The organism is Limnohabitans sp. Rim8 (genome assembly GCF_943326455.1).
Taxonomy (GTDB): domain Bacteria; phylum Pseudomonadota; class Gammaproteobacteria; order Burkholderiales; family Burkholderiaceae_C; genus Limnohabitans_A.
Genome location: NZ_CALPTI020000020.1, coordinates 1 through 17,351 on the forward strand (window position 1 = coordinate 1; position 17,351 = coordinate 17,351).

The following is a 17,351-nucleotide window of genomic DNA, read 5'->3' on the forward strand; positions in this document are numbered from 1 at the left end:
CCGCGATAGGGCACATGCTGAAAATCGATGCCAGCCTTGCGCCCAAACATCACACCCATGAAGTGCATGGCCGTGCCAGCGCCTGGCGTGCCGTAGCTGGCTTTGCCAGGGTTGGCCTTGGCCCAATCGACAAATTCCTTGAGTGTTTTGGCGGGTGTGCCCGGCCCGACACCCAAAGCAAACTGGAAAGAGCAAACACCTGCCAGCGGTGCGAGATCGCTCATCGCATAACGCAGTTTGGGATAGACATGCGGGAAGATCGTCGCATTGCCCCCTGGCATCATCACAATCGTGCTGCCGTCGGCGGGTGCGGCCAGCATGGCCTCGGTGGCCAGTTGTCCAGCGGCACCCGTGCGGTTTTCTATGATCGCGTTGTAGCCTGCGGCACGAAGCTCCTCACCGACTTGGCGAGCCACCACATCCACAGCCCCCCCGGCGGGGTAACCCACGAGGATTTTCAGGGGTTTGCCTTGCGCGAAGGCCAGGCTGTGCGAGAGGCCTGCGACAGCGCTGATTCCGATGTAGGTCAAGCAGTGGCGACGATTCAACATGATGATCCTTTCAAGGATGCTGCAGTCAGCATTGGATGTGGGCGTATTCGCGTTGAAGGCCATTTGCGAATAAAACGATCATGTGCCGGTCTGGAGCACGCTTCAGTATCTTCGGGAACAATACAGGGATGACCCTTAATCAACTGCATTCCAGTGATCGCATCGCTGCAGAACTTTTGCAAAGCCGTCAATTGGGCCGCAAGTTTGTGAACGCTCTGGCGCAACCAATGGCCCTCAAGAGCAGACCGCTGCACCGCTTTGAAGCTGGCGTCAGCTTGTTCAAAGCGGGGGATCGCGTGGCGCAATTGCCCTTCGTCATGAGCGGTCGGCTCGATGCCGTGGTTCACGTGCCGGGCGTTCAAGGTGGCCAAATCGTTCCGATCTCGTTTCGCGCGGGTGAAATGGCTTTTCTGTCTTACATGTTCAACCAGCTGCCCAGCGGCAGCGACTTGGTGGTGGGAGAGCCCAGCACCATTCAATGGCTGCCATTGAAAGACATTGAGGCTTGTTTGCTGAACGATCAGGGCTTGCTGCTGATGCTGGTGCGTTTTCTCGGTCAGCGACTGCGAGAGGTTCAAGCACGGGAGCGCAGTTGGGCTGCAAGAGGCGTGCAAACCCGGCTTTGTGCTGGCTTGGCGCGCATGGCGGCTGATTTGCCCAGCCGCTCCGACGGTCGTGCCGTCGTCGTCGCTACGCATGACCAAATAGCTGCCAGCTGCGGTATCAGTCGTCCGAAGGCCTCCATTGCTCTTAAAGCGCTGGAAGGCGATGGCGTTTTGAAACTGGGGCGCGGCTGGATCGAGGTGTTGAATTTGCGAGGATTGATGGACGGGGTTGGCTAGAAGACGCAAGTGCTTGCTGCTGTTGATTCAATGGCGATGTTTCAGGGTGACAGCCTTTCCACTTGACTGGCCTTAGGATGCTTGACTGTTTGCAAATGAATTCAGTGACCCAGGAGATGCCGATGACAACGCAAGGTTTTGTGGTGACGCACGCCAAAGATGCGCAGTTCGAGCGTGGTCTGCGCTCGTTTTTTGAGTACCGTGATTTGGGGCTCAAGGAGGCCACCCAGGGCCGTGTCACGGCCAGTGTGATCCGCGCCGCAGGGGGACATGATTTTTCCAGCCAGCCGCATTTGCACCACACCGAGTTCCAGCTGGTCTATGTGCTCAAAGGCTGGATCGAGTTTGAATACGAGGGCCAGGGTGCCGTTCGGCTGGAGGCCGGCTCTTGTGTGCACCAGCCGCCAGGCATTCGCCACCGTGAACTGGGCCACAGCGAGGATCTGGAGTTGCTCGAAGTCGTCCTGCCCGCCGACTTCAAGACCGAGACGGTGGACAGCGTCAACCCCTGAATAAGTAGACCCCATGTTCCGAAGTTTTTTTCTCTCACGCCGCTGGGCTTTGTGGGCCTGGGGTGGTTTGTTGGTCTTGGTGGCACTGGTGTTCATCACCGTGCAGCAGACGGTCAAGCTCAACGCTTGGTACGGCGAGTTTTATGACCTGCTGCAAAAGCCAGAACAAGCTGGCGGGCTGGAGAAGTTCTGGGGCTTCATGCTGCAGTTCGCGTGGATTGCGTTTCCCTTCATGCTGCTGCGCAGCCTCGAGACGTATCTGGCCTCTCACTTCGCTTTTCGCTGGCGTCAGGCCATGACCGAGTCCTACCTGCCGCGCTGGCAACGCACTGAGGCGACGGTGGAGGGGGCTTCGCAGCGCATTCAGGAAGATTGCATGCGCTTTGCCCGCCAGACCGAAAACTTAGGTCTGGGCTTGGTGCGTGCGCTGCTCACGCTGGTGTCCTTCATTCCGATTTTGTGGGCTTTGTCCGCGGGCATGGCCATTGCCTGGTTGCAGTTTGAGGGCTCGCTGTTTTGGGTGGCACTGGTCACGGCCCTGGGCGGCACAGTCATTTCGTGGTTTGTGGGCATTCGCCTGCCTGGGCTGGAGTACAACAACCAGAAAACCGAAGCCGCCTTGCGCAAGGATTTGGTGTTCGCCGAAGACGAGCGCAGCCGCATGCATTTGCCCACCGTGCTGGAGTTGTTCATGGGGGTGCGGCTGAACAATTTCCGGCTGTTCAACCATTACGCTTACTTTCACCTGTGGAGCAATTTGTACAGCCAGATGATGGTGATCTTTCCTTTCCTCTTGATGGGGCCATCGCTCTTCACAGGCTTGATCACTTTGGGGGTCATCCAGCAGGTGAGCAATGCCTTCAACAAAGTGAACGACGCCTTTTCTTACCTCATCGAGCGCTGGACCGACATCACCGAGCTGCGCTCGATTTACAAGCGCTTGTCTGAGTTTGAAAAGGCGTTGGCCTGATCCTTGGCAAAATGCCGATCCTTAGGAAAAACCGTGCCCCATACCGTCAAATTTCAACGTGTTTTTCGTGCGCCTGCACAGCGCGTTTTTCGCGCCTTCATCGATCCTGATGCGATGGCCAAGTGGTTGCCGCCCCATGGATTCACGGGCCGCGTGCATGAGATGGATGCCCGTGTTGGTGGTGTTTACCGGATGTCATTCACCAACTTGAGCAATGGCCAATCGCACAGCTTTGGTGGAAAGTTTCTGGAGTTTCGCCCCGCTGAATTACTCAGCCACACCGACCGCTTTGATGCTGCCGATTTGTCGGGCCAGATGGTCACCACCATCCGCTTTCAAACGGTCTCGGTGGGCACCGAGGTGAACATCGAGCAGACGGGTATTCCCGATCCGATTCCTCCCGAGGCTTGTTGTTTGGGCTGGCAGGAGTCCTTGCAATTGCTGGCTTTTTTGGTCGAGGCCGAAATTCCTGGTTGATGCGCTTCAGATGGCAGCAGCGCTGATGTCGGCTGGCAGCGGGTCCAGCTCTTTGAGCGCCTGCAAGGCTTCGGCATCGGTGCGGTAGAGCTTGAGGTGCTGGTTTTCAGTCAGTTCACCAGCACGGCGTAAGGTGGTCTCAACCGGCAGCTTGATGCCGCTGATGTGCAGCGTGATGCCCCGGCTGGCCAGTTGGCGGTGCAACTGGCCAAAGGTTTCCACACCGGTCACATCGATGCGGTTGATGGGTTGTGCAAACAGGGCCACATGTTTCACATCGGTGTGCTGGGCCAAGTGGTCGGTGATGGCGCGGTCAAATTCGTTGGCTGCGGCAAAGTCCAGTTCGGCGTCCATGCGAAGCGCATACAGATGCGGCGCGAGTGGCGGTAGTTTCCACAGATGCCGATCGCGCAGGCTGCCGTCGGGGTGCAGGCCCACTTCGATGATGCGCGGGTGCAAGCGGGTGTGCAAAAAGTGACTCAGCCCCACCAGCACGCCGGTCATCACGCCCCAGTAAATGCGTGGTGCCGTCAACAAGGTCATGGCAAAAGTGATGCCCGCTGTCATGGTCTCGATGCGGCCCACGCGCCAGAGACTTAAAAACTGTCGGGGCTGGAACAAGTTCAGCACCGCCACAATCACCGCCGCCGACATGACCGAGCGCGGCACGAACTGCAGCGCGGGCATGAGCAAGAGCAAAGCCAGCAGCACAAAGCCCACTGAGGCCACCACCGCCCAGCCCGAGCGCGCTCCGGCATAGAGCATGAGGGCGGAGCGCGAAAACGAGGTGCTGGTGGCAAAACTGCCTGAAAACGCCGAAGCAATTTTGGCCAGGCCTTGGCTGAAGAGTTCGGTGCTGTCGTCCCAGCGCTTGCCATCGCGCCGGCATTCGATGCGGGCGCTCGATGCCGTCTCCAGAAAGCTCACCAGGGCGATCACCATGGCGGGAACCCAAAGCTGGTTAAGGGTGTCCAGTCCCGGCCAAGCTGGCCAGTAAAAGTCGGGCAGGCCCGAAGGCAACAAGCCCACCACGGTGCCGTGGTCTTGGTAATCGGTGGCATAGGCGATGGCCGATGCCACACCCATGACGATCATGATGCCAGGCCAGCGTGGCTTGAAATGCCGCAGCAGCAAGAGCACGGCCAAACTGCCCAGCCCAAACCACGCAGGCCAGCCGCTGAGCCATACAGGCCAGGTCTGCACATCCCAGCTCCAGGCTTTGACGCCCAGCAGTCCGGGGACCTGCGAGGCCATGATCAGCAAAGACGCGGCTTGGGTGAAGCCCATCATCACCGGGGCGCTGACCAGGTTGATCAACCAGCCGTAATGCCCCAGACCCAGTAACAACTGAATGGCCCCCGATAGCAGCGACAACCATACCGCCAGCGCCACCCATTCGGGTGAGCCGGGCTCGGCCATGCCAGTCAGCGAAGCCCCAATCAACACGCAAGTGAGTGCAGCAGGGCCCACTGATAAGCGGTTGGCACTGCCAAACAGCACGGCCAGCAAAGCGGGAATCAGACAGGTGTAGAGCCCCGTGACCAAGGGCATGCCCGCCAGACCTGCATAGGCCACCGCTTGGGGAATCATGACCAGTGCCACGGTCAGCCCGGCCAGCACCTCGGTGCGGGCCAAAGGACCAGTCAGACGGGGCCACTGGCGAAAAGTTAAATAGCGTTCCAGGTCAGGCATGCCCGATCTTAGCCGCCGCTTCAGCGCTGCGGCATGTCTTTGACCGAGTAGCCCAAACTGACGGTGGCGTCTTCGGGGATGACCGGCACGGTGGCGTCCCACGCTTCCCAAGCCTCGCGCAGCCTTTTCAGTGTCTCAGGCTGGTGCTTGCCTAGGTTGGCGCGCTCGCGCTCGTCGGCCGGAATGTTGAAGAGGTATTCGTTGCCGTCCACCCGCAGGTATTTGTAGTCGCCCATGCGCAGGGCGCGTTGGCCCCGGTGGTTCATGCGCCAGTAAAGCGGTCGCTCAAACTGGTGCTGGGCATCGCGCAGCACGGGCGCGAGCGACACGCCGTCAAACGGGTGGTCTGCATCGGGCTTTGCGCCTGCCAGCTCCACCATGGTGGCCGACCAGTCCATGGTCATGCAGTGTTGGGTGGAGGTGCCTCCGGGAGCGATGACAGCGGGCCAATGTGCAATCCACGGCACGCGGATGCCGCCTTCCGTCAGGTCCATCTTGCCGCCCACCAAGGGCCAGTTGTCGGAAAAGCGCTCGCCGCCGTTGTCGCTGGTGAAAACGATCAGGGTGTTGTCGAGCTGGCCCGTCTTTTTGAGCGCGTCCACCAACCAACCAATGCCTTCGTCCATGTGGTGGATCATGCGGTGGTAGGTGTGGATGTTGCCGCCGTGCAGGTGGAACAGGTTGTCCTTGACCTCTTGCGCCAGCGCATGGTCTTCACGCGTTTCCCAGGGCCAGTGTGGCGCGGTGTAGTGCAGGCTCAAAAAGAAGGGCGTACCCTGCGCGGCACCGGGGGCCATGCGGTGAACAAAGTCCACCGCCTTGTGCGAGATCAGGTCGGTCAGGTAGCCGTCTTCGTGCTTTTCTTCTTCGTTGGTGTAGAGGTCGTGCGTGCCGTTGTTGCTGGCGTGGGTGAAGTAGTCAACCCCGCCCGACATGGGGCCAAAAAATTCTTCATAGCCCGATTTGATCGGGCTGAAGTGGGGTGGATAGCCCAAGTGCCATTTGCCAATCAGGGCGGTGCGGTACCCGCTGGCCTTGAGCAGCGAGGGCAGTGTGGGGTGCTCTGGCGGCAGGCCCAGCACTTTGCTGCCCTTGCTTTTGCTGTTGATCGGCTCGTCAGCCCCCCCGCGCAGGCGGTACTGGTATCGCGCAGTCATCAGTGCAAAGCGGGTGGGCGAGCACACGGGCGAGTTGGCGTAACCTTGTGTGAACTTGAGGCCGCCTGCAGCCAACTGGTCGAGCACGGGCGAGACCTTGCCGAACTGTGCGTCGCGGCCGCCATAGCAGCCCAGATCGGCAAAGCCGAGGTCATCGGCCACGATGAAGATGATGTTGGGGCGTGGGGTGCTCGTGGTTGTCATGTGTTCAGTCCAGTTGCACGCCTGTGGCTTTGATGGGTTTTTCCCAGCGGGCCAAGTCCGCGCGCTGTGCTGCTGCCAAATCACTGGATTTGGAGCCAATGACCTCATAGCCAAGTTTGACCATCTTGTCTTTCGTGGCGGGATCGCGCGCGATTTTCATCATGGATTTTTCCAATCGGGCCAGGGTTTCACCCCTGAGACCCGCTGGGCCGTACATCGCAAACCAGGCCGTGGCGTCCATGTTGACGCCCGACTCCCTGAGGGTGGGCACTTCCGGTACCTGGGGGTCGCGTTGGTTACCGGTCACGGCGATGATGCGGACTTTGCCTGCCCTGTGCATTTCCGCAGTTTCAGACACCACGTCAAATTTGTAACCGATGTGCCCCCCCAACAAAGCGGTGTTGGCCGGTGCACCGCCTTGGAAAGGGATGTGGTTGAGGTTGACGCCCGCCGATTGCTCCATCAACACGCCCATGAAGTGGGGCAGGGTGCCCGCGCCCGGTGTGCCATAGCTGGCAGAGTTGGGGTCTGATTTGGCTTTGGCCACCATCTCGGCCACGGTTTTCACGTTGCTGGCGGGGCCAGAGACCACACCAAACTGAAATCTGGCGATTTGAGAAATGGGTGTGAAGTCTTTCACGGCGTCGTAATCGAGCTTTTTGTAGACGTGGGGAAACAAGACCATGGGGCCGCTGGGCAAGATGATCACGGTCTGGCCATCGGGTTTGGCGGCCTTCACCATGTTCAAGGCGATGCGCCCGCCTGCGCCCGGTTTGTTGTCTACCACGATGGGGCCAAAGTCGTCTTTCAGCGCATCGGCCACCATGCGGGCCAACACATCGGCAGAACCACCAGGCGGAAAACCGACCAATATTTTCAGGGGTGGTTTGTCTTGAGCCCCAACCCCAGGGGTCAGCACAGACATGGACAAGGCGGCCAGGGCCAAGAGCCATCCCAGGCGTGGCGAGCGTTGAAAAATAGGCATCAAAGTCTCCTGAATATGTGGGGCCCCAAGGGGTCGAAAGAATGGGTAAATCAAGCCAAAATGTAATCCTGTTTTGAACCGTTGTTCTCCTCAACCATCATCCCTGAAAACCCTGATGCCCCTGATACCTTCGCAAGGTCTGTTTTTCATCGACGACCTGTACCAAGCTTTGGCTCCTTTGCAGATCCAAACGCATGCGCTTTGGGGTAGCCTGAGTCCGTATGGGCCTAAAGACCTTCAAAGCCTAGGCCAGCGTGCCAAGCCCCGTTGATGAAAAGCATGCGCGCTTTTTGGATCGTTTGGTGTTTGTCCAGCGTCAGTGGGCTGCATGCCGCCGAGATCTGGCCTGCTTGGGTGAGTTGGGTGATGGACGGCGATACGGTTTTGTTGGTGCGGTCCGGGCAAACAGAGCCGGTCATATTGCGCATCGATGGCATCGATGCTCCGGAGATCTGCCAGCCCGGTGGCATGGCCTCACGAGACGCGATGATTCGCCTGACCCTGCGCAAGTCGGTTCAGGTCACGGATCTGGGTTTCGACAACTACGGTCGTCAAGTGGGGCGCTTGACGGTGGTCGGGGTCGATGTCGGCGCGGAGATGGCGCGGTCTGGCATGGCTTGGGCTTACCGTTTTAAAACAGGTCGTGGCCCTTATGCGGCCTTGCAACGCGCAGCCCAAAAAGAGAAAAAAGGGGTGTTTGCAGCATCTGAAGCTGCGATGTCCCCCCCAGTCTTCAGACGTTTTCACGGCCCGTGCCAAGGCAATCCGGGCCAATAGTCTTCAGGCTCTGGCAGAGGCGCACACTGTGCAATCCGGGTTGCGTTGCATGCGGATATCGGTCCAAGACAGTTCACGCCCATCGAGCATGAGCAAGCGCCCAGCCATGTGGCTGCCCATGCCGCTCAAGATCTTGAGGGCTTCTGCGGCCTGTACGGTGCCGATGATGCCCACCAACGGCGCGAACACGCCCATGGTGGCGCACCGGGTTTCTTCGGGTGTTTCTTCGGGCGGGAAAATGCAGGCGTAGCAAGGTGCATCGGTTTGGGTGCTGTCATACACAGACACTTGGCCGTCCATTCGGATAGCCGCCCCAGAGACCAAGGGTTTGCGGTGGACCACGCAGGCCATGTTGACAGCCTGACGCGTTTCAAAGTTGTCGCAGCAGTCGATCACCACATCGGCTTGCGGCACCAAGGTGTTCAACAGGGCCTGGTCGGCCCGTTGGGTGACCGCATTGACGGTGACGTCCGGGTTGATCTGTGCGATGGCAGTGCGCACGGATTCGGCCTTGAATTGACCCACGCGGTCCAGCGTATGGGCAATTTGTCGTTGCAAGTTGGTGGCGTCCACTTCGTCGTGGTCCACCACCGTGATGCGCCCCACCCCAGCACTGCCCAAATACAAGGCAACTGGTGAACCCAAGCCACCCGCTCCGATGACCAAAGCATGAGAGGCCAGGAGTTGCTCCTGACCGTCAATGCCCAATTCGTTGAGCAAAATGTGCCGCGAGTAACGCAGCAGTTGGGTGTCATCCATTCAGGGTATCCATCCGAGGCAACGGATCAGTCTTTTTTCTCGACTTTGCGCTCTGCTAAGGTTGTACTGGCCTTGACCGGCTGGCCCTTGAGTTGCCTTATGGCTTGAGCCAACTGAAAGTCTTTGTCAGAGCCGAACTCGGGCAAGCGACGCTCTGCCAAGGGTTTGCGCGACTCTTCTTCCAGTTTTTTCATGGCTTCTTCGCGGGCTTGCTCGCGGGCAGGGTCTTTCTTTTCTTCCGCTTCCCGGCCATTGGACAAGTGCTTTTGCAAGTCGGCTTCGCGGGTGCGCAGGGCCGCAAACACATTGCCCGTTTCGGTTTCATCGAGCATCACGTCAGGCACGATGCCTTTGGCTTGAATGGCTCGACCACTGGGGGTGTAGTAGCGGGCCGTCGTGATTTTCAGTGCCGTATCGGGGCCGAGTTGGCGCACGGTTTGCACCGAACCTTTGCCAAAGGTCTGGCTGCCCATCAGGGTGGCCCGCTTGTAGTCTTGCAAGGCACCCGCCACGATTTCGCTGGCCGATGCAGAGCCTTCGTTGACCAGCACCACCAAGGGTACTTTTTTCAAGGCACCGTTGGTGGCTTGGGTCATGCGGGTGATCGGGTCATTGGTGCTGTTGCGCCGCCAAAACTGGGGGGACGCCTTGTAGGTGAACTTGCTCTCTTCAAGCTGTCCGTTGGTGGTGACCACAGTGACGTTGTCTGGCAAAAAGGCTGCAGACAGGGCCACCGCCGCGTCCAGCAGACCGCCCGGATCGTTGCGCAAATCAAGCACCATGCCTTTGATCAAGGGGTCTTGTTTGTACATTTCTTCGATCTTGCGAGCGAAGTCCTCCACGGTGCGTTCCTGGAACTGAGAAACCCTGATCCAGCCATAGCCCGGCTCGATCAGCTTGGACTTGACCGATTGGGTCTTGATCTCTTCACGGATGATGGTGACCGGAAAGGTGCGGTTTTCGGACTTGCGGAAAACCGTCAGAACCACCTTGGTTTTGGGTTCGCCACGCATGCGTTTGACCGCTTCACTCAAAGGCAAGCCCTTGAGGGGCGTGTCATCGACTTTGGTGATCAGGTCGTTGGTTTTGAGGCCTGCTCGGTCAGCCGGCGAGCCTTCGATCGGAGAGACGATTTTGACGACACCGTCTTCTTGGCTGATCTCGATGCCCACACCCACAAATTTTCCGGACGTGCCTTCAGAAAACTCTTTGAAACTTTTTTTGTCGAAATACTGCGAGTGGGGGTCCAGGCTGGCCACCATGCCGGAGATGGCTTCGGTGATGAGTTTGCGCTCGTCGACTGGCTCTACGTAATCGCTTTTGACCATGCCGAAAACGGCTGCCAATTGCTGCAGCTCTTCTAAGGGCAGCGGAGCCATGTTGCCACGCGCCACGGTTTGCAATGAAACAGTGGTCAGCGCGCCCGCCAAGGCGCCAATGCTGAGCCATCCGGCGATCTTGAGTTTGTATCCCATGGTGCGTGTGCGTGTTCGGTGAAGGTCAAATCAATATACACCCGCAAGCCCTGAAGCGACGGGCGTGGCCTGTAATTTCCTGTAAAGACCCCGAAAGCTCAACCTTTAGCTTGGCTGGCCACCGCGGCGGCGGCGTGGGCAGCAGCTTGCGCGTCTCCCAAGTAGTAGTGACCAATTGGCTTGAGCTCGGCATCCAATTCGTACACTAAGGGGATCCCGTTGGGGATATTGAGCCCCACGATGTCTTGTTCTGAGACGTTGTCGAGGTATTTGATCAAAGCCCGGATCGAGTTGCCATGCGCTGCAATCAGGATGCGTTCGCCATTCCGAATGCGAGGGGCAATGGTGTCATTCCAGCAGGGCAGCACCCTGGCCACGGTGTCTTTGAGGCATTCGGTCAGGGGCAGTTTATGGGGTTCAACATGGGCATAACGGCGGTCACCCCGTTCGCAACGGGGGTCACTGGCCTCCAGAGCGGGGGGCGGTGTGTCGTAGCTGCGTCGCCAAGCCAAGACTTGGTCTTCGCCAAATTTTTTGGCCATGTCGGCTTTGTTGAGGCCTTGCAAAGCGCCGTAATGGCGCTCGTTCAGGCGGTAATCCTTGACCACGGGCAGCCAAGTGCGGTCCATTTCGTCCAGAGCGAACCACAGTGTGTGAATGGCCCGTTTGAGCACCGATGTGAAGCAGACATCAAAGTCCCACCCTTCGGCTTTGAGCAGTTGGCCTGCCGACATGGCTTGGCTCACCCCGGTAGGGGTCAGGTCCACATCGGTCCAGCCCGTGAATCGGTTTTCCAGGTTCCAAGTGGACTCGCCATGGCGAATGAGAACAATTTTGTACATGGTGATAAAGGGCGCTTTAGGGTGTGAAGACAAGGTTTAAGCTGTCCATTTTAGAATCCGGGCTGGCGGCCTACTGACAGGCCTTTGTTTTTTTTGCCCCAAAAGGTCTGATTTGTGAACTTTCTCCTCGAAAACTGGATGTTGTTGTTGGTGGCTGTGGCCTCGGGCGTCGCTTTGATGTTGCCTGCGTTGACCAAAGGCAGTGGCTTGGATCCCCAAGCCATGGTGCAACTGATGAACCGCGAAAAGGCGGTGGTGATCGATGTGTGTGAGCCCGATGAGTTCGCGCGTGGCCATGTCATCGGTGCCAAAAATTTGCCTTTGGCCCAGGTCGACGAAAAATTGGCCCAGTTGGTCAAGAACAAGTCCACCCATGTGATCATGGTGTGTCAAGTGGGTGCGCGTTCATCTCGGGCCGCTGCGGCAGCGCGCAAGTTGGGCTATGACAATGTCCAATCCTTGTCTGGTGGCCTTCGTGCTTGGGTGGCGGCCAGCATGCCCACCGAAAAAGCCTGATTTTCCCCTCAATTTATATTGACCCATAACCCAAGGTTCCGATATGCAAGCCGTCAAGATGTACACCACAGCCGTCTGCCCTTATTGCACACGTGCCAAGCAAATCCTCAAGGCCAAAGGCGTTGAGCAAATCGAAGAAATTCGCATCGACACCGATCCGGTGCAACGCGATTTCATGATGCAAACCACAGGTCGCCGCACAGTGCCCCAAATTTTCATTGGTGCCACCCATGTGGGCGGCTGTGATGATCTGATGGCGCTGGATGCCAAAGGTGGCCTCCAAGCCTTGTTGCAAGCGGCCTGACTTCAGGCTTATCGCTTTGTATGGGGCCGCGTTTTTGGACGCTGTGCCCACCGTGCTTCCCTCATAATCTCCATTTTTATTTGTCCGGGATCTTCCCGAGGCTTTTTTTCAAAGAAATACCATGACCGATACCGCAGCCACCTCCAACACCGAAGTTCAAGCGCCTGTTTTTCAGATCCAGCGTGTCTACTTGAAAGAGGCTTCATTGGAGCAGCCCAACTCACCGGCCATCTTGCTCGATCAACAACAACCCAGCGTGGACATTCAGTTGGGCGTTGAAGCCACACCCGTGGCTGATGGTGTTTTTGAAGTCTGTGTCATGGCCACTGTGCACACCAAAATCGATGATAAGACGGTGTTTTTGGTGGAGTGCAAACAGGGTGGTATTTTCGAAATTCGCCATCTCCCCGAAGAGCAAATGGGTCCTGTCATGGGCATCGCCTGCCCACAAATCGTTTACCCGTATCTGCGTGGCAACGTGGCCGACTTGATCACTCGTGCAGGTTTTCCGCCCGTGCATCTGGCCGAAATCAACTTCCAAGCCATGTACGAGCAGCAGCAATTGCAACAGGCAGAGCAAGCCGGTTCTTTGCCCCAATAAAGAGATGATTTAGCCGGACACCCCGTGATGCACATCAGCGTGATTGGTGCCGGCGCTTGGGGCACCGCCATGGCCTTGGCGGCCAACCGCCACCCAGCAGGTCATCAGGTGGTTCTGCATGTTCGGGATGAGGCGCAGGCGCTCGCCATGCAGCAGTCCCGTGAAAACAACCGCTATCTACCCGGTGTTCGTTTGCCGGAGTCTGTTCGGATTTCATCTGAGCCACTCGCCAGCACTGGATGGCTTGGCAATGCGCCTCGTTTGGTGGTGGTGGCCACACCGATGGCTGGTTTGAGGGACGTCTTGACGTCTTTGGCTGGTGCGGATGCGCCAGTCGCTTGGCTGTGCAAGGGTTTTGAGTCGGGTACGGGTCTGATGCCGCACGAGGTTCAAGCGCAAGTGGCGCCCAAGCTCCAAGCGGGGGCTTTGAGTGGCCCCAGTTTTGCGCTGGAAGTGGCCCGCCAACAACCAACAGCGTTGGTCGCCGCCAGCCCCCATGCCGGCGTGCGCGATGCGATGGTGAACGCATTCCATGGCCCTTCCTTGCGCGTTTATGCCAACCAAGACATGGTGGGTGTGGAGGTGGGTGGTGCGGTGAAGAATGTTTTGGCCATTGCCACCGGCCTGTGCGATGGTTTGAATTTAGGCCTCAACGCAAGGGCTGCCCTGATCACCCGGGGATTGGCAGAGATGACCCGTTTGGGCATAGCCCTTGGGGCGCAGGCCGACACTTTTATGGGCTTGTCCGGTTTGGGTGATTTGGTGTTGACAGCCACGGGTGATTTGAGCCGCAACCGAAAAGTTGGCTTGCTCTTGGCGCAAGGACAAACTTTGGCGCAAGCCGTGTCCTCTTTGGGGCACGTAGCGGAAGGCGTCTACAGTGCCCGCACAGTGATGCAAAGGGCCCAGTTGCTGGACGTTGACATGCCGATCACCGCTGCAGTGGTGGCCTTGCTGGATGGGGCGTGCAGCCCGCAAGAGGCGGTGCAGGCCTTGATGGGCCGTGACCCCAAAGGCGAGTTCGCCTGAATCATTGCTCTTTATGATTGCCCGACAACCACCCTTGGCCAAGGGTTCTGTTTTTCAAAAGCCTACGTTGCTCCAGCAAGTTTGGCGCTTGTTTGAGGGCTTTGATGGCCCACTGGCCATGGCTGTGGGTTTGTTGGTGGGCTTGGGTCTTTTGGTGATGTACTCAGCCGGTTTTGACCACGGTACCCGTTTTGTTGACCATGGCCGCAACATGCTGATAGCAGGTGTGATCTTGATGGTGGTGGCGCAAATTCCACCCTCCAAAATGATGGCTTGGGCCTTGCCTATTTATGCGGTTGGCGTGCTGTTGCTGGTGGCTGTGGCGCTTTTTGGCATCACCAAGAAAGGCTCAACCCGTTGGATCAATTTGGGGGTGGTGATTCAGCCCAGCGAGATTCTGAAAATTGCTTTACCGCTGATGTTGGCCGCATGGTTTCAAAAGCGCGAAGGACAGCTGCGGATGTCTGATTTCGCTATCGCGCTGCTGATTTTGCTGGTCCCTGTTGGCTTGATCATGAAACAACCCGATTTGGGAACCTCTTTGCTGGTGCTGGCTGCTGGTTTGGCGGTGATTTTTTTCGCAGGTTTGAATTGGCGTTGGATTTTGCCGCCTGTTTTTTCGGGCGTTGTCGGTATTGTTGTTTTGGTGATCATGGAGCCCAGCTTGTGCAAGCCGGGCGTTGATTGGCATGTGTTGCACGAGTACCAACGGCAAAGGGTTTGTACCTTGCTGGATCCCGGGCGAGATCCATTGGGCAAAGGTTTCCACATCATTCAGGGCATGATCGCGATTGGTTCAGGAGGTCTGTGGGGCAAGGGTTTCATGCAGGGAACGCAAACCCACTTGGAGTTCATTCCAGAGCGCACCACTGACTTCATTTTTGCGGCCTTGGGTGAAGAGTTTGGACTGCTTGGGGGCTTGGTCCTGCTGACGTGTTTTTTCTTTTTGATCTACCGCGCCTTGGTCATTGCGATGCAGGCGCCCACATTGTTTAGCCGCTTGCTGGCCGGCAGCATGGCCACCATATTTTTCACTTACGCGTTCGTCAATATGGGCATGGTCAGCGGCATTTTGCCGGTGGTCGGTGTGCCTTTGCCCTTCATCAGTTACGGTGGAACAGCCATGGTCACTTTGGGCTTGGCCTTGGGCATTTTGATGTCGATTGCCAAATCGAAACAACTGGTACAAACATGAGCAATTCATTATCTGTGGTGGTCGTTGGTGCAGGCAATATGGGCGGTGCCATGTTGGCCCGGCTGCGCGAATTGGCTTGGTCGGTGGGTGTTCATGACACGGATGTGCAGGCCCAAGCCAAGGCTGTGGCTGAGGGTGCGTTGTCATTTGCGTCGCCTGTGCAAGCTGTCCGCAGTTTGGCACCTGACGGAGTGATGTTGATTGCCGTGGTGGATGCGGCCCAAACCGAAGCTGTTTTATGGGGTGCTGATGGCGCGGGTTTTGACCTCAAGCCAGGTCAAACGGTCATGTTGTGCCCCACTTTGGGACCCAAGACCGTGCAAGACCAAGCCGAACGTTTGGCACAACGTGGCGTAGATTGCATTGACGCGCCCATGTCGGGTGGCCCGTTGCGGGCCAGACAAGGGTCCATGAGCCTGATGGTGGCCTGTTCTGAGCCCGTCTGGCAGCGGAGCCAGAATTTGCTCCAGGCTTTGAGTCAGCAGGTGTTTCGCGTGGGCGTTCGGGCGGGGGATGGCGCGCGCACCAAATTGGTCAACAACCTGCTGGCCGCCGTCAACTTGGCAGGGGCAGCCGAGGCTTTGGCTTTAGCAGAGCGTTTGGGGCTGGACCCGGCTGTGACCATGTCGGTCATTGAGGCTTCCAGTGGTCAAAGTTGGATAGGTACTGACCGCATGCGACGGGCTTTGGCCGGAGACTTTGAACCCCGAGCGCACGTCAGTTTGCTGGCCAAGGACACGGGTTTGGCCGTTTCTGCTGCTGATGAAGTGGCGTACGACCCACCACTGGGCCGTTTGGCGCGGGACCTGTTTGCACAGGCGATGGCTCAGGGCTGGGACCAGTTGGACGATGCGGCACTCATTCAACTGATGCGCCAGCGCTGAGACTTGGGCAATGCGTCCCTTAGGCTGCCAAGCCATGCGAACCCAAAGTGGCCCCACCTGCTTGGGCAAGGGTCTTGAAGCCTGCCTACAATGTGTTCCATGATTTCACGCGAACCCACCATCGAACGCTTGGCCACGGCCCGGTCCCTCTTGCTTGAACCCTTTGGCTTGGATGAAAGCCACCTGAGTCGAGCGCTATCCGCCATCCAGGCGCACCAAGTTGATGACGCCGACTTGTATTTTCAGTACACCCGCTCTGAGGGTTGGAGCTTGGAGGAGGGCATTGTCAAGACCGGCAGCTTCAGCATTGACCAAGGTGTCGGTGTGCGTGCGGTGTCTGGTGAAAAAACAGCCTTTGCTTACTCAGACGATATCTCCGTGGCCTCTTTGATGGACGCGGCCATGACGGTCCGCACCATCGGGCAGGCCACGCAAAACAAACGCATCAAGGTGCCCACGCGCAAAATTTCGGCCAGCCGTTCGCTCTATCCCTCGCTCGATCCGATGTCCACTTTGGACAGCACCGCCAAGGTGAACTTGCTCGGCCGTGTTGAGAAAATCGCCCGGGCCAAAGACCCGCGAGTGGTGCAGGTGATGGCCGGTTTGGCGACCGAGTACGACGTGGTCATGGTGGCCCGCGCCGACGGCACCTTGGCTGCGGATGTGCGCCCCTTGATCCGTCTGTCGGTGACGGTGATTGCCGAGCAAAACGGCCGCCGTGAAGTGGGCAGCGCAGGCGGCGGTGGCCGCTTTGGCCTGGCCTACTTTGACGACGGCATGGTCGAGACCTATGTGCAAGAAGCCGTCTCAGCCGCGCTCATCAACCTCGAAGCCCGCCCTGCGCCTGCAGGCGAGATGACGGTGGTGCTGGGCAATGGCTGGCCCGGTGTGCTGTTGCACGAAGCTGTGGGCCATGGCTTGGAGGGGGATTTCAACCGCAAGGGCTCGAGTGCCTTCAGCGGCCGCATCGGTCAGCGCGTAGCAGCCAAAGGCGTCACAGTACTGGACGACGGCACCATGGCCGACCGCCGTGGCTCGCTCAATGTGGACGACGAAGGCCATGCCAGCCAAAAGAACGTGTTGATTGAAGACGGCATCTTGCGTGGCTACATCCAAGATTCGATGAACGCCCGCTTGATGGGTGTCAAGCCCACGGGCAACGGCCGCCGCGAAAGCTATGCCCATGTGCCCATGCCGCGCATGACCAACACTTACATGCTGGGCGGCGACAAGAGCCCCGAAGAAATTGTGGCCAGCATCAAAAAAGGCCTGTATGCCACCAACTTCGCAGGTGGGCAGGTAGACATCACCAGCGGCAAATTTGTGTTCTCGGCCAGCCAAGCCTATTGGGTGGAAAACGGCAAAATTCAATACCCTGTCAAAGGCGCGACGCTGATTGGCAGCGGCCCTGAGTCGCTCAAAAAGATCAGCATGATCGGCAACGACATGAAGCTCGACTCGGGGGTGGGCACCTGCGGCAAGGAGGGCCAGAGCGTGCCAGTGGGTGTGGGCCAACCCACCTTGCGCATCGATGGACTCACGGTTGGGGGCACGGCCTGATTCTGAAAATGGGGCTTCG

The 17,351-nt window shown here is 58.2% G+C and carries 20 protein-coding genes; 13 read left to right on the forward strand and 7 right to left on the reverse strand.

The window, feature by feature from the left end; all coding sequences use genetic code 11:
- Nucleotides 1-551, reverse strand: a 551-nt coding sequence (locus Q1M54_RS12475; protein WP_300557680.1) for a tripartite tricarboxylate transporter substrate-binding protein, incomplete at its 3' end; no start/stop codon positions are given.
- 128 nt (nt 552-679) lie between these two features.
- On the opposite strand from Q1M54_RS12475, the gene Q1M54_RS12480 reads away from it, so the two are divergent.
- The 4 genes from Q1M54_RS12480 to Q1M54_RS12495 all read left to right on the forward strand — a co-directional run bounded on the left by Q1M54_RS12480 (nt 680) and on the right by Q1M54_RS12495 (nt 3,352).
- Complete coding sequence (locus tag Q1M54_RS12480) at nt 680-1,393, forward strand: Crp/Fnr family transcriptional regulator (RefSeq protein ID WP_300557682.1); 714 nt, start codon at nt 680-682, stop codon at nt 1,391-1,393.
- A gap of 122 nt (nt 1,394-1,515) precedes the next feature.
- Nucleotides 1,516-1,905, forward strand: a complete 390-nt coding sequence (locus tag Q1M54_RS12485; RefSeq protein ID WP_300557684.1) for a cupin domain-containing protein — start codon at nt 1,516-1,518, stop codon at nt 1,903-1,905.
- Between the two features lie 13 nt (nt 1,906-1,918).
- Nucleotides 1,919-2,875, forward strand: coding sequence for a putative transporter (locus tag Q1M54_RS12490; RefSeq protein WP_300557686.1), 957 nt, complete (start codon nt 1,919-1,921; stop codon nt 2,873-2,875).
- 33 nt (nt 2,876-2,908) lie between these two features.
- Nucleotides 2,909-3,352 carry an SRPBCC family protein gene (locus Q1M54_RS12495; protein WP_300557688.1) on the forward strand — a complete coding sequence of 148 codons (444 nt, stop codon included), beginning with the start codon at nt 2,909-2,911 and terminating at the stop codon, nt 3,350-3,352.
- Between the two features lie 6 nt (nt 3,353-3,358).
- On the opposite strand, the gene Q1M54_RS12500 is transcribed toward Q1M54_RS12495, so the two are convergent.
- From Q1M54_RS12500 to Q1M54_RS12510, 3 genes are read right to left on the reverse strand one after another with little or no spacing between them, the layout of a single operon-like run.
- Nucleotides 3,359-5,044: a SulP family inorganic anion transporter gene (locus Q1M54_RS12500; RefSeq protein WP_300557690.1), complete on the reverse strand. Its 1,686-nt coding sequence runs from the start codon at nt 5,042-5,044 to the stop codon at nt 3,359-3,361.
- A 20-nt stretch (nt 5,045-5,064) separates the two neighbouring features.
- On the reverse strand, nt 5,065-6,405 hold the full coding sequence (locus Q1M54_RS12505; RefSeq protein WP_300557692.1) for a sulfatase-like hydrolase/transferase: 1,341 nt from the start codon (nt 6,403-6,405) through the stop codon (nt 5,065-5,067).
- Between the two features lie 4 nt (nt 6,406-6,409).
- Entirely contained in the window at nt 6,410-7,390 is a 981-nt protein-coding gene (locus tag Q1M54_RS12510; protein ID WP_300557694.1) for a tripartite tricarboxylate transporter substrate-binding protein, read from the reverse strand.
- Between the two features lie 115 nt (nt 7,391-7,505).
- On the opposite strand from Q1M54_RS12510, the gene Q1M54_RS12515 reads away from it, so the two are divergent.
- Nucleotides 7,506-7,661 (forward strand): hypothetical protein, encoded by a 156-nt coding sequence (locus Q1M54_RS12515; protein ID WP_300557696.1) that lies wholly within the window; start codon nt 7,506-7,508, stop codon nt 7,659-7,661.
- 8 nt (nt 7,662-7,669) lie between these two features.
- Nucleotides 7,670-8,167 carry a thermonuclease family protein gene (locus Q1M54_RS12520; RefSeq protein WP_300557698.1) on the forward strand — a complete coding sequence of 166 codons (498 nt, stop codon included), beginning with the start codon at nt 7,670-7,672 and terminating at the stop codon, nt 8,165-8,167.
- Nucleotides 8,168-8,170: 3 nt separating this feature from the next.
- Here the strand turns inward: Q1M54_RS12520 and moeB are convergent, their stop codons facing one another.
- The 3 genes from moeB to gpmA all read right to left on the reverse strand — a co-directional run bounded on the left by moeB (nt 8,171) and on the right by gpmA (nt 11,243).
- Nucleotides 8,171-8,926, reverse strand: a complete 756-nt coding sequence (gene moeB / locus Q1M54_RS12525; RefSeq protein ID WP_300557700.1) for a molybdopterin-synthase adenylyltransferase MoeB — start codon at nt 8,924-8,926, stop codon at nt 8,171-8,173.
- Nucleotides 8,927-8,952: 26 nt separating this feature from the next.
- Complete coding sequence (locus tag Q1M54_RS12530; RefSeq protein WP_300557702.1) at nt 8,953-10,401, reverse strand: S41 family peptidase; 1,449 nt, start codon at nt 10,399-10,401, stop codon at nt 8,953-8,955.
- Between the two features lie 98 nt (nt 10,402-10,499).
- On the reverse strand, nt 10,500-11,243 hold the full coding sequence (gene gpmA, locus Q1M54_RS12535; protein WP_300557704.1) for a 2,3-diphosphoglycerate-dependent phosphoglycerate mutase: 744 nt from the start codon (nt 11,241-11,243) through the stop codon (nt 10,500-10,502).
- Nucleotides 11,244-11,357: 114 nt separating this feature from the next.
- Here gpmA and Q1M54_RS12540 point away from each other — a divergent pair, with 114 nt between their 5' ends.
- The 7 genes from Q1M54_RS12540 (at nt 11,358) to tldD (ending at nt 17,332) form a co-directional block, all read left to right on the forward strand.
- Nucleotides 11,358-11,759 carry a rhodanese-like domain-containing protein gene (locus Q1M54_RS12540; RefSeq protein ID WP_300557706.1) on the forward strand — a complete coding sequence of 134 codons (402 nt, stop codon included), beginning with the start codon at nt 11,358-11,360 and terminating at the stop codon, nt 11,757-11,759.
- Nucleotides 11,760-11,802: 43 nt separating this feature from the next.
- Nucleotides 11,803-12,063 carry a glutaredoxin 3 gene (gene grxC, locus Q1M54_RS12545; RefSeq protein ID WP_300557708.1) on the forward strand — a complete coding sequence of 87 codons (261 nt, stop codon included), beginning with the start codon at nt 11,803-11,805 and terminating at the stop codon, nt 12,061-12,063.
- Between the two features lie 121 nt (nt 12,064-12,184).
- A complete protein-coding gene (gene secB, locus Q1M54_RS12550) occupies nt 12,185-12,664 on the forward strand; it encodes a protein-export chaperone SecB (RefSeq protein ID WP_300557710.1) in 480 nt (159 codons plus the stop codon).
- A gap of 27 nt (nt 12,665-12,691) precedes the next feature.
- On the forward strand, nt 12,692-13,693 hold the full coding sequence (locus tag Q1M54_RS12555) for an NAD(P)H-dependent glycerol-3-phosphate dehydrogenase (protein ID WP_300557807.1): 1,002 nt from the start codon (nt 12,692-12,694) through the stop codon (nt 13,691-13,693).
- Between the two features lie 13 nt (nt 13,694-13,706).
- Nucleotides 13,707-14,888, forward strand: a complete 1,182-nt coding sequence (gene rodA, locus Q1M54_RS12560) for a rod shape-determining protein RodA (RefSeq protein ID WP_300557712.1) — start codon at nt 13,707-13,709, stop codon at nt 14,886-14,888.
- Nucleotides 14,885-15,772: an NAD(P)-dependent oxidoreductase gene (locus Q1M54_RS12565; RefSeq protein WP_300557714.1), complete on the forward strand. Its 888-nt coding sequence runs from the start codon at nt 14,885-14,887 to the stop codon at nt 15,770-15,772. The genes rodA and Q1M54_RS12565 overlap by 4 nt, the downstream gene beginning before the upstream one ends.
- Nucleotides 15,773-15,871: 99 nt before the next feature.
- A complete protein-coding gene (gene tldD / locus Q1M54_RS12570) occupies nt 15,872-17,332 on the forward strand; it encodes a metalloprotease TldD (protein WP_300557717.1) in 1,461 nt (486 codons plus the stop codon).
- Nucleotides 17,333-17,351 lie beyond the last annotated feature (19 nt).